Below are 13,059 nucleotides of genomic sequence, written 5' to 3' on the forward strand. Positions count from 1 at the left end.
TTAAGCCAAGCTTTACCACCGTTCCAGATATATGTTCCTAATGAAGCAGCCCATGCGAACAGCAAGTCACCATTATGAATTAAATATTTAGATTCGTAAGTTTTTGGAGTTCGGTTATAACTTGCACTATTATCGTTCAAGTTCTGAATACGAATAATGGGCAACCCCTCATGCATCCAATCTTCAGGTTTGAAAGCTCGGCCATTTGTATAAATAGCAACATCACCAACTTTGATTGTTGTCCATCCTTTAGGCAACTGCGTATAATGTCCGATACGTTTTGCTATATTGTTACTGTATTCATTATAAATCAATGCAATATGGTAACAAAATTCAAAAATCATTTGGTAAAGACGAATCTTGCCAAGAACACCGTCACATCATATGTGTGGACGGTACAGTATTTCCTTAATCATTATGGAGAGGTGAACAAGAAGAACCTTTTGGCGTACAAAGGGTATTTGGTAGAGAATTTCAAACCTCAGACAGTCAATCTACGGTTACAGGGTATCAACAAGTATCTGGAGTTTACAAAACAAGAAAAGCTCAAAGTAAAGTTCGTAAAAGTACAGCAAAAGAACTTCTTGGAAAATGTTATTAGCGATGCAGATTACAAATTTCTCAAAGCCCAGCTTAAAGCTGATGGTTACGAGGAGTGGTATTTTATCGTGTGGTTTATGACCGCTACGGGAGCACGTGTCAGCGAATTACTCCACATCAAAGCAGAACATATCAATGTGGGCTATCTTGACCTGTACAGCAAAGGTGGAAAGGTTCGACGGCTATACATTCCCAAGAATCTACGAACAGAAGCAGAAAAATGGTTGAAGAATCAAGGCTTAACATCCGGCTATATCTTCTTGAACCGTTTCGGACAGCGCATTACCACTCGTGGAATTGCATCTCAACTCAAACATTTTGCCGAAAAATACGGAATGAACAAGGAGGTAGTTTATCCCCATTCATTCCGTCACCGTTTTGCCAAGAACTTCCTTGACCGCTTTAACGACCTTGCTCTACTTGCCGACCTTATGGGGCATGAAAGCATAGAGACCACTCGTATCTATCTTCGTCGCACTGCCAGCGAACAGCAGAAGATTGTGGATAAAGTGGTGAACTGGTAAAGTCACATCAGCCTTTAGAAGTGTATTCGTTTACACTTCTAAGGCATTTTGAATATTATCAAGAACTGAGAATAGTTCTTCTATCTTTTGAACAATGCGTTGTTGTTCGGTAAGTGGAGGTAACGGCATTTCAATTTTATGCAAAGCATTAGAAGATAGTCCAAGTAATCCTATACCTTTCCCTCCTATCAAATTGTTCTCTTTCAAATACGCCAATGTATAGTAATAAAATGGTACACATAAATCAATCTTTGGACGAAGTCTATGAATATGATTTTGAATACAAATATCGTAATCATAGTTCCAAATTGCAGAGCGTCCAATATCTCCACCTTCACACACAAGTAAATCTCCCTTTGTTACAGTACATTTATCCAATTCAATTTCTTTGAATGGCATTTGCTTTATTACTGTAAAATCAAACTTATTCCAATACACATTTGAAGTAGTCAAATAATCTTTCATTACACCTTCCTTGTTGGACGAATTAAGAGCTTTACCTGTATTATGATTAAAAAGTTCCCCTAAAATAGTTTCTAGCCATCCAATGGGATAATGTCCGTTATCACAAGGTGTGAAGTCGGGATTTATGCGTTTCAAGAGTTCAATGGCTGGCTCGTCATTCGGGTCTTGCGGAACGAGTTTACCGTGAATGGCAAGATCAAGTATTTTACTCTTGGTTTGTTTGATGGTTGTTTGTAAATCTGCTTTGTCAAATTCTATTTGCTCAATTAACGCAAACCATCTCTTGATTTCTGTCACAATACGTTGTTGTTCGGAAAGGGGTGGAAGTGGTATATACAATTTATCAAGTTCTCCAAGATAAACACCTGCTTGTGCATTACCAATACTTTTTTCTAAAAAGAGAGATTGAAAAATTGTAGATTGCAGTAAATAGAAACAATATATATTTGATACGTATGTATCTATTATAGATATACTTCTTTGAGCTATTACAGGAACAGATAAATCATAAATGGCAACATTACCAATAGACCCTCCTATAATACCTAATATTATATCCCCATTAGTTATTTGAGTTCTCGGGTTTTCCTTTTGGAATCCAAGTTCATCAGTATATCTATCTTTGTCCGTAAAAACAATCTTACCATTTTTTATATTCTGAGCACTTATGACGGTATACCCATTAGAGCATTTTGGAGGAGGATTGTGTGAACCATCTGTGAGTTTTTTGCAGACATTACCAAATGTCGTCCACACCCATCCTTTCGGCACCTCAAACGGCACATTCTCATAATGTGGCATATCAGAAGAAGCCATTCTCTTACTTTTCCTTATCTTCCCCTCCTTTATCAAACGTTCTTTCTCTTCCTTAATACGTTCAAGTAAAACAGATGCAGGTTCATCATTTGGATCTTGTGGGACAAGTTTTCCTCTAATAGCGAGGTCTAATATTTTCTGTCGTAGTTTCTTTGTGTCCATTAGTCCTCGATATTTGCCATTAATTTTTGAAGTTCAGCCACCGCTTTACTTATGTTATCACTTTTCTCTTTGAGAATATCAATTAATTCTGATAATGAATAGTCTACTTCATCTCCGCCCTGTTTTATCCAAGATACATCAAGACTAGTCTTGTCACGAGTTATTATTTCATCACAAGTATATTTACGCCAACGCCCATTCGGATTATCCTCAGCATTATATGTTTCTACACGAGCATTTATATCCTCCGCATGATAACACGAAACGAAATCATCAAGATGATGCCTTTGCATTGGATTAGTAGCCAATGTATGCTTTACATCTGTACGATAATCATAAAACCAAATATCCTTCGTTCTACTACCTTTTGTAAAGAATAACACATTAGCTTTTACACCTTGAGCATAAAATATACCAGTCGGCAAACGCAAAATAGTATGTAAATTAAATTCTGAAAGTAGTTTCTTACGAATCACTTCTCCAGCGCCCCCTTCAAACAGTACGTTATCAGGCAAAACAACCGCTGCACGTCCGCCTGTTTTGAGCGAAAGCATTATATGTTGTAAGAAATTCAATTGGTTATTTTTCGTCTCAACATAAAAATCACTTCGATTAATGTCGACAGAGCCAGAAGGGCGGGTTCCAAAAGGCGGATTAGCAAGAATGACATTCACTAGTATATCAGGTTCCTTTTCTAATGAATCCTGACATATAATAGGACTTCGGTCAGTACCAACACCATGAAGATACAAGTTCATCGAAGCTAATGTAACAACCAAAGGAGTATTATCCGAACCATGCAGAGCTTTATTCCGCAAAAAATCCCGTTTGCCTTTGTCTTGTGATTGTTTTTTCATGTAGTCATAAGCTGCCAAAAGAAAGCCACCAGTTCCACAAGCCGGGTCACAAACCGTTTCCCCAATCTGAGGACGCGTTACATCAACCATTGCCGATATAAGAGAACGAGGAGTAAAATACTGACCTGCACCACTCTTTTTATCTTGCCCATTCTTCTCTAAAATACTTTCATAAATAGCCCCCTTAACATCACCATCCATTATAAGCCATTGCTCCTCATTAATCATAGTTATGACCTTCTTCAAATATACAGGCTTATCTATTTTATTTTGAGCTTTCGTATAGATAGTACCAATTAGATTATCCTGCTCACTCAGTATTTTCAATGTATTTTCATACTGACCTATCAAATCAAGACCATCTAATTCTATCAAGTTTTCCCAACGATATCCTTCAGGTATGGCTGATTCTTCGTCAAGCAATTTAACGTTTTCATCATCCATTTTCAGAAATAACAAATAAGTCAGTTGGGTTATATAATCGGTAAATCCAATACCTTGACCCGCTAACGTAGTGGCAAGTGTCCAGACCTTTTTAGTCAGACCTTGCTCATTCGAATTTGATTTTGCCATATTAATTTTATGCTACTTTTCTATTATAAATTAAAAACTGAGATAATGAAACAATAGCCTCATTCACCGCTGCTATAGTACCAAACTTACGTATCATCTGAAGCGCTATTGTTTTATCATCTTCCTTTATTTCTTTTATTGTACAAGAACCATTCGCTACAATATAGTTCACAATCTGACGGATAGTATTCTTTTGAGCCTCAGTCATTGTACGCTGTATCTGCCCACACCACAATTCAAAACGTTGGGCAGCCATTGATGACAGGCTACGAAGTTCTGTCACCTGATGATAAGCATATCTGACTAACTGAATAATATTAGTCAAAGCTTCTTTTTCTTCTTTCGTCCCAAAATGTACTACATTGGAAGGGTTAACAATAGAGTATGTATTCCATAATTGAGAAGGAGTAAACTTGTAATTCTCCATTTTCATCCGATTCTCCAAATCCTTAAGCATTGCATAAGTGATAGATTCTCCGTTATTGTTATAAATAATGCGTAAAGCCTCTATCTCATCTCTATGTTCATTTACATATTGTTCAAACGCCTGAGTCGTGTCGTGAGCTTCCTCTATGGAAAATCCTTTCTCAATCAATGTATCTTCACCGGGCATTAAAATTGTGACAAATCCGGCGTTCAGAATACACAGATATTCACGGGCATCGGGATGAATAGCGAGAGGACGCACCAAGCCTTTCCGTTCGTTATTCGGTTCGTTTATATTCACATATTCCGGCAACAGATTATTATCCAAAGCTTCATATATACGAGATGCCATATCCCGCATATCTGTACCAGCCAATCTTATAAACTCATTCCTCTGTTCTTCATTTGCCTTATTATGTATTCTTGACAGACGGCTAGCCAACAATCGCAGATGTTCATCCGGCAGTTCACCATGAGAGATACGCTCTAAAAGTTGCCTTAAAGACAATAATGTTTCAGCATTGCTTCCCGCTCCAGAAGTTGTTACATAATGCTCATGTTCTGTTACTCCCACCGCATCGACTAAGAAAAACAAATCTTTACTATGAGCATTTGGAGTAACATTACGCAGTTGCTCATCACCAATTGTACGTACTCCCCTACCTTTCATCTGAGTATAAAGAGAGTCAGACTCGACATCACGCATAAACATCACCACTTCCAAAGGCTTCACGTCTGTTCCAGTAGCAACCAAAGTCACAGTTACAGCAATGCGGAACTCCTTATCATTACGAAAATGACGTATCAATTCATTACTATCTCCAGCCGAATAAGTGATTTTCTGCACAAACGTATCATCTTCACGTCCAAAGACTTCCTTCGCTATTTTAACAATATTACTTGCATGAGCATCATTCAAAGCAAATATTAATGTCTTAGGTAAATAGTCAAAATTAGGTTCTCTTTGGGGATCATTAAACATTTCTGTATAAACCGCATCTCTATATGTCTCTAAAATCAACTTTATTTGAGCAGGATTAATAATACTCCTATTCAGTTCTTGTCTTGTATAAGTAGTCGTTTCCTGTGTTTCGATATTTTCAGTTTTACCTGTATAGCGGGTTATTTTACGTACTTTATCCCCCTCGCGAATTGCACCGCCATCTTCGGTTACTTGTGTTTTAATACGGAACACCCTATAATCAACATTGACACCATCAACTATTGACTTTTCAAGAGTGTAGTTCACTATTAAGTTGTTATTAAAGAAGGCTAATGTTTCAACAGCAGGAGTAGCTGTTAACCCAATCATTTTTGCAGAACTAAAATATTCAAGCACACTTCGCCAACTACCATAAATAGAGCGATGGCACTCATCAATAATTATCAAATCAAAGTAATCCGGGGGCAAGTTAGGATGAACTGGCAAATTCATATTTCTAGTGCCGTCGACAACATAATCCGCTTCATTATCATCATCTATAAAATCGTCTCCGGACAATAAAGAAAATAAACGCTGTATAGTAGCGATAACAACATTGGCATCATTTGGGATTTTCGCGGTTTTCAATCTTTCTACCCCAAATATGGTATTAAACGGATCACCATTTTCTGTCAAACGGAATGTTCCAAATTCTCCTTCTGCCTGTTTTCCAAGATTATTACGGTCAACAAGAAACAAAACCCTCTTCATTGAAGTGAAAGCCAACAAACGATAGGCAGCCAAACATGCGGTATAAGTCTTTCCCGCTCCCGTAGCCAAAACCATCAATGCACGATCATGCCCGCTACGAAAACTATTTTCTAATTTTGTTATTGCTTCATACTGGCAATCCCTTAATCCTTTCCTTTTTAAAGTTGGAAGTCCTGCAAAATCATCTTTAAGTCCTAATAGTTTTACTATTTCTTTAGGAGAATGAATTTTATTCAAAGAAATATATTCAGAATCAACTTCACGGGTATCTCTGAATAACAGTTCCCTTCCATTTGACAAATAAACTAAAGGTAAAGGATTCATCCAAGCCTGACACCAATGAGGTACACCTCTAGTATATTTTTCAGCCTGGTCTGCCACAATTTCAGAATAAATTGACACAGATTCTTTCTTTGCTTCCAATACGCCAACAGCTTTACCATTTAAAAAAAGTAAATAGTCAGCTTCACGATTACCTTTCAGCAAGCCTTCTTCGACTGCTATAGCAGATACTTCAGGAGAATAATGATTTCTATCAACTACTTCCCAACCCGCATCATTAAGCATACGGTCAATTATTATTCGAGCCTTTTCTTCCGGTTTCATGTGTGTGTCTTTTTTGTAACTTCCGATAAGGCTATATTATCGGAAGTTACAAAAATAGGTAAAAATATAGAATATGAGAAAGAAATAGAGATTTTTTGATACATCACAACACAATTTCTCTATAAAAGATTCTTTGCATATTAGTAATATTTGCCCAAACACTTCCCATTTCCAAAATAAAGCCCTACTTTTGCGAAGAATATTTTCCCGTATATTAACATATAAACAACAGTATCTCACAAATAAAATAAACCCTACAAGATGAAAGAAGAATCCGACAGCCCGTCTGTCCCCTACAATTTCTCCCGGTGTTTCAACGACCAATGTCCACAAGCCTCGAAATGCTTGCGCCACGTAGTTACGCAAGATAAAATAGCCGACTATCTTTATATCTCCATCGTTAATCCGGCACGTTATCCTGCGGATGGAAACCAATGCGAATGTTTCAAAACTGCTGTCAAAGTTCATGTGGCATGGGGACTAAAACGGTTGCTCGACAGAATCCCTTATGAAGATGCGGTCAGTATCAGAATACAATTGGTGGGGCACTATGGAAAAACAGGATATTACAGGTTTTATCGCGGAGAACGGGGGCTTATGCCTAAAGACCAAGCCTACATCAGACAACTATTCCGTAATAAAGGAATAAAAGAAGAACCAACTTACCAACGTTACACAGAAGAATATATTTGGTAAGTTGCTGTCATCTGTCACAGTTTAGGGGTTAATAGTTTAGTAATGAACCGATAAGACTGTGACAGCAAGAGGTGACGGCAGGGTGATGGCATTTTTGCCGTCACCTGATTATTAGTCTTACAACATGATAGAGTGTACCGCTACGCGTATGTTTGGAAGGTATTTCTTGCTTTTTCAGTATTCTTCCGAAGGAATTAACCCTCTTGACAGACATCGGGATTGAACTGCCTTTTTGAATATCTTCCATAATCTCCGCTGGAGACAACCACTCCCCTTCTTCAGGCTGTGCGGCACGGAAATAACGGAAGAAAAGTTGCTCTTCCGGCGGGACTTGTTCAAATTCACGGTTGTTTTCCACCATGATCTTTTCTTCCTCCTGGTCGAACTAGTAACGTTCGCCATGTTCCAATTCGTACATAGCTTGTGCGTAAAGCTGCTCATAGTCTATCGGACGGTTGGTGTCAATCACTCCGGTCACTTCGATACAAATAAAACGACGGCTGCCGGAAGGGTCGGTCAACAAGTCTTTCTGGTTACTTGTAGCTATGAATGAGGCGTACCGACGCATTTCAAGCACGGCACTGCCATGAGGTTTCTTCACATTCAGTACAGGCTTTTGCAGAATATGTTTCAGGAAGCCTTGTTGTGTCGAACTCACCTGGTCAAATTCATCGATATTGATAAGCGCAAAACGATTGAGGTAAAGTTCGGCATCTTTCTTCCGGGAAAAATCAATACTGTCGGTATAGTAGGAACGCTCGGAAGGAGGCATTATGCTCCGACAAAAGGTGGATTTACGTGTCCCTTGCGGTCCGACAAGTAAGGGCGAAACACTGTTTGCATACTTTTTATTGCTTCCTTTCCAATGAGAAACCATATTGAGGAACCAACGGTGGAACAAATCCATCCAATACGGATTCTTACAAGGGACGGTGGCTGCCAATGCACGAATACGGTCTTTACCGTCCCATGCGGGAAGCCGGTAGAGGAAATCTTCCAACGGGTTGAATACAGGGACGCGGTTGGAGTAAATATAACGACTAATATCCCTATCCCACAACGGGATACCTTCCATTTGTGCATCCAAAGCAATGCTATTCAGCGCACGTTTGTCGAGAGGATTGAAGCGGAAACGGAAAGAAAGCCTTTCACGATATTCTACCTCACCAATTTGGGTATTATGACGGAATTCATAGCGGCGTTTCATAAATTCTTCAGTCTGCAAGGCGAGTTGCTGTTCTTTGCTTAGGCTGATATTCTTACCGAAGCCTTTGCACTCGGTATATATATTGCCAATCATTTGCCGGATAAGCTCTTCCTGTTTATACATATAGAAGTGGAAAACAGTACGTTTCACAACTTCTTCTTGTGGAAGTCCCGAAGCAAAACAGTTTTTAGCCAGTTGAACAACTAAAGGATGCCATGTGTCTTCGCTCAATTCGAGCCCCGCTTCCCGGAGATCGGCATAAGCTTTCCGAAAAGCGGCTTCGAAAAGCATCAGGAAGGCATTTTCCGCATCATATCCCGGTACGGCACGGGTCAATGGAGATTTCTCCGCCTGAACCGCTTCACGGAAAGTGGTTTCTTCGGGCATTGATGATGGTTGAGAGAGATAAAATTGGACTGAATTCGGACGATATATGATGTCCGGATCGTGGGATAATCGCGAATATTGTTCCAAAGTCGGTTCTTTGGGAAGTATATCGAACGGGATTTGGGGCTGATAACATTTCACAGCCAGTCGATAGGCGTGGGCGTGGAATAGTTCCGCTTCTTCCCGTGTTTTGGGAAGGGAGTTGTCCGGTCGAGTGAAGGTAGTCCATATTTTCACCGTTTTGCCACTTGAACCCATGAAAGCACAACGGGTTTGGGGTTGCTCGCAGGCTTTTTGTTTCACTAAAGCGATTTCCGACTTATTGGATAAAGGACCGATGGTCAGTTCTACAATACCGTTGTAGTTTTTCATCTGTTTCTGACCGTTTACTTTTCGAAATTCGACGGCAGGAATTATTTGGGGAAGTTTATTGGCAAACATACACCGTTCATCGGGAAGAGTATATCGCAGATGCTCTCTGAATGTAGAAACAGGACGGGATTTTATTTCTGTCTTTATCTTATTTACCAGTATATCAAGATCCATTACGCTGAGCGCTATCGTATCTTCATTCTTACGAAATTGAGTAATTTTCATTAATTTGATAATAAATTGTTTTGTCAGCGCCTTTGTGATCGTTGAGACTGCTAAATTAGTCATAATATCCGAAACCAGCAAAGAAAACAAGTTTTTAATACAGAAAATTATTGATATATCAAGCATCTATTTAGCTGAAAGAAACGGGATTGTCACCACCTAATTACGGGGCAAATTAGTTTTCTCCGCTTGAAACTACAGTTCCAGCGAAGGGAAACTATAGTTTCATCGGTGAGAAACCAATGGTTTCAAGTAATTGGAACTAGAGTTTCAAGCGTATGAAACTAAAGTTTCAAACCGCAGAACCAACAGTTTCGCACCTTGAAACTGTTGGTTTCAAGGCAGGACACAATTCATTAGTACGGGGGTAATAAAATGAACGACTTATCCATTTATGGCTAATACCATTTATTTTCGAACAGCGTCTTTATTTTGTCTTTGTTTTTTAGGTGATAGCATTATTGCTATCACACTGCTGTCACCTTGTGCTATCACAGCATTAAGTACTTATACTCTGCAAGTTAGATTATAGTCTGTGACAGATGACAGATATATTTTGTTTTTTCATTTCATAGAGAGCTGAATTCTGAGTTCAAATTATAAATGTGACACCGACTTATTTCACAGGGAACAATTATTCAGTCATTGTATCATATTCCGCAATCTTCTCCTTACACAAGCGTTCAGTAACATCTCGCAGAATATCAACACGGGAAATAAGGTATTCCAATTGTTCTTGTGAGATACTGAAATCTTTGTTATAGCGGGATTCAATATAAGAACGGCATAACAAATCAAAACATTCTTTTTCTGAACCTGTATTTTGAGGAAAGACTGTTGTCAATTCCTGTGAGAAACGCTTCACCATCCCACCAAGTTCTTTAACCTTATGAGTCTTTGGAAGATAGTTCGTAAAGACCATCAGAATAGTATAGTATAATTTTTCACAAGTTTGATGAAGCAAAAAAGCGGATAAGTTATAATCTTCTTTGGACAAACATATTTTCACTAAGTCAAAAAAATTACACGCATAAGGATATAATCTATCAAATTCTTTTTGTGCAATATCCCGAATCTCCTTAAAACTCAACTTCCGTGGTTTAGCCAATTCGTGTTTGCCGCTATTATAAAGCATAACACCCTCCTTTACTATATCCGTAAAGAAATATTGGCTGATTTCCAGATTACGGTTTACGGTATTAATATGTTCTACAACAAATTGTGGAAAAGCATGACGACGACCAGCAAACAAATCATGATATTGATTCGTAATACGATGCAATTTTCTTTCCACATATTTAGTCTGTCCGGTCACGACGACAAGAATATCGTAATCACTCTGATAGGAAGTATGAACACCAAATTCGATATTACTGTCCCATAAAACATAGTTTCCCCTTGCATAACTTCCGAACAGGATAACCATCTGACAATTCTCGATGTTTTTACACACTAAATCCAGCAAGACTGTCAATTCTTCCTGTGTACGTTTGGGTAAACGTTTTATAGACTTCTTCATTATCATTCTTATTTGTAACTTTACAAAGGTACGAACTTTGTCATCCCCAAACAACAGAGATACAAAAAAACTTATAACTAAGTATTTTAAAACCTCGCCAATACTTCCATCATTGCCGGACGACGTTTATATTTTATCCGGAACTCTGCAACCAACGTTTTCACTGCCGCCTGTCCCCCATTAAGTTTCTTTGCACACAACAACGCTTGTGCTATCAATTCATAATGAGTCCGCCCCACATTTTGTTCTGCGTAATCATTCAACAAAGAGGTATATATAGCAATCAATTGCTCCGAATGAGTGTCTTTCAAATAATAAGAATACTTCATCAATGCTTCCAGTTGATGATACCTGGTTGATGATAGCAATTTGAACAAATGCTCATTATCCCTTTCATTCACATAAATTTCAGCCTCATCATTCGCGCCAAAAGAAAAATATTCACTAAAATGAGTCTCTTCCATCATTGCATCCAGAAAGCTCTTCCATTCTTCTTTCGGAACAAGAGTTTTAAGTTTCCTATAATATTCTAACTTATCCCCACCTGACACAAACAATAAACGACATGTATTAATGACTTCAGAAGTTTGATGAGTCATCTCGTAAATCCTCAATTTAGTTTTCAACCATTCCTCTATGGTTCCGATATGTTCTTCTTTTTCCGCAATCTCTATTCCTTCATTCAGCAAACGGATAGCTTCATCATATTGACAACTGGCAATCAATTTATCCACCTCCATTTCTCGAATTTCAGTTAAATAAAGGTATTGACAAATCGTATCAGCTGCTTTTTGCTCTTCATGCAGTTCGGTTAACAGATTGACTTTCCGAAGAACGATTTGATATAAGTCGTAAGTATCTTTTCTTTCTTCCAAGAGTTTGTCAATCAATTCCAACGCTTTTTCTGCCGGTTGAATGGAAAGATTTATTTGCATCAGCAATTCGTCTATATCATAAAGGTCATAATCACGATAAGTAGATAGTTTAGCCAGCTGACCTAGTTCCTGAAGAATCGCCGTCTTTTGCTTTTGGGTGGTCTTAGGGTGCTCAATTACTTTTATCAGCAAATCTCCTGCCTGCTCACAATAATCAGAAGGATAGAGATCATCATTATACAAAAGTTCATCCTCATAATTCTCACCGATTGAACGAAGAGTTTGAAGAGCTATATCAATAGCAGTATCTATGTTTCCCACATTCAAAAAGAAGTCTGCTTTCTCCAAAAAAGTGTCCATCCGATTGAAAACAGTTTCCCAATCACAGTCAAAATCATCATAACGATTATGATAACGAGGCTTTTTGTTATAATAAGAGTCATTAAACACTTTCTGAATCTCTACTCTGTAATCCTTTTCTTTTGATGTTGCAGACAACTCTTTAGCCATAAAACGATTCAAAAGGGCTGTTTTAAACTCAAGATGCATAGTGGCATATTCATATATAAATTGTGAAAGTTCTTGTGGGTTAACGAATGACAGCAATTGTTGTATGTCCACAGTTTCATCTATAACGACGGCTTCCTCTACCTCTACTTTCATCTTGGAAAAGGCACTGCGATTCACCTTTTTCTCATTATCACGAATTGCCAGTAAGGTGGCTATTACATGTTTACAAATCTCCCCATCATACGGACAATCACAGTACCAAGACTCTATTTCTTTTCCGTCCATAGATATCTCTACGTTATAATTCTCCGTACCCTCTACTGTCGCAGTCCATTCACCGGGCGAATCTTCTTCCAATTCAGAAACAGCCCCTGTTTCATAATACTCTTCTCCGCGCACTAATATTCTATATGGCACACAGCTCTCAAAATTATCTAATGTAATCATAATGAATATTTACTCTTTTATATAACCCTCTTATTCGTATCTCCTTCTGTATTTATGTTACATGCTGAAACAATGCCGACTGACATCTTATCATAACAT

Annotated in this window: 8 protein-coding genes and 1 pseudogene; 2 read left to right on the forward strand and 7 right to left on the reverse strand. The window is 38.3% G+C overall.

Going from position 1 to position 13,059, the window contains the following annotated elements; all coding sequences use genetic code 11:
* Window positions 1–344 (reverse strand): restriction endonuclease subunit S (locus HMPREF0106_RS27515; protein WP_009040775.1); only part of this gene is annotated, 344 nt, incomplete at its 3' end.
* On the opposite strand from HMPREF0106_RS27515, the gene HMPREF0106_RS05465 reads away from it, so the two are divergent.
* Window positions 321–1,124 carry a tyrosine-type recombinase/integrase gene (locus HMPREF0106_RS05465; protein WP_008651262.1) on the forward strand — a complete coding sequence of 268 codons (804 nt, stop codon included), beginning with the start codon at window positions 321–323 and terminating at the stop codon, window positions 1,122–1,124. The two genes, HMPREF0106_RS27515 and HMPREF0106_RS05465, sit on opposite strands and share 24 nt — an antisense overlap.
* A 30-nt stretch (window positions 1,125–1,154) precedes the next feature.
* On the opposite strand, the gene HMPREF0106_RS05460 is transcribed toward HMPREF0106_RS05465, so the two are convergent.
* From HMPREF0106_RS05460 to HMPREF0106_RS05450, 3 genes are read right to left on the reverse strand one after another with little or no spacing between them, the layout of a single operon-like run.
* Window positions 1,155–2,567 (reverse strand): restriction endonuclease subunit S, encoded by a 1,413-nt coding sequence (locus HMPREF0106_RS05460; protein WP_009040776.1) that lies wholly within the window; start codon window positions 2,565–2,567, stop codon window positions 1,155–1,157.
* Window positions 2,567–3,997 (reverse strand): class I SAM-dependent DNA methyltransferase, encoded by a 1,431-nt coding sequence (locus HMPREF0106_RS05455; protein ID WP_008651258.1) that lies wholly within the window; start codon window positions 3,995–3,997, stop codon window positions 2,567–2,569. Before HMPREF0106_RS05455 ends, HMPREF0106_RS05460 begins: the two co-directional genes overlap by 1 nt.
* A 7-nt stretch (window positions 3,998–4,004) precedes the next feature.
* Complete coding sequence (locus HMPREF0106_RS05450; RefSeq protein ID WP_008021148.1) at window positions 4,005–6,722, reverse strand: DEAD/DEAH box helicase family protein; 2,718 nt, start codon at window positions 6,720–6,722, stop codon at window positions 4,005–4,007.
* A gap of 261 nt (window positions 6,723–6,983) precedes the next feature.
* Between HMPREF0106_RS05450 and HMPREF0106_RS05445 the strand changes: the two genes are divergently transcribed.
* Complete coding sequence (locus HMPREF0106_RS05445; protein WP_008021146.1) at window positions 6,984–7,418, forward strand: DUF6078 family protein; 435 nt, start codon at window positions 6,984–6,986, stop codon at window positions 7,416–7,418.
* Window positions 7,419–7,518: 100 nt separating this feature from the next.
* On the opposite strand, the pseudogene HMPREF0106_RS05440 reads toward HMPREF0106_RS05445, so the two are convergent.
* From HMPREF0106_RS05440 to HMPREF0106_RS05430, 3 genes and pseudogenes are all read right to left on the reverse strand, one after another.
* A pseudogene (locus tag HMPREF0106_RS05440) lies at window positions 7,519–9,609 on the reverse strand (BT4734/BF3469 family protein).
* Between the two features lie 634 nt (window positions 9,610–10,243).
* Window positions 10,244–11,128, reverse strand: a complete 885-nt coding sequence (locus tag HMPREF0106_RS05435; protein WP_009040777.1) for a HEPN domain-containing protein — start codon at window positions 11,126–11,128, stop codon at window positions 10,244–10,246.
* Window positions 11,129–11,214: 86 nt separating this feature from the next.
* Window positions 11,215–12,960 carry an SWIM zinc finger domain-containing protein gene (locus tag HMPREF0106_RS05430; protein ID WP_009040778.1) on the reverse strand — a complete coding sequence of 582 codons (1,746 nt, stop codon included), beginning with the start codon at window positions 12,958–12,960 and terminating at the stop codon, window positions 11,215–11,217.
* Between the last annotated feature and the right edge of the window lie 99 nt (window positions 12,961–13,059).

Origin of the sequence: Bacteroides sp. D22 (genome assembly GCF_000163675.1) — a bacterium.
Lineage (GTDB): Bacteria > Bacteroidota > Bacteroidia > Bacteroidales > Bacteroidaceae > Bacteroides > Bacteroides xylanisolvens.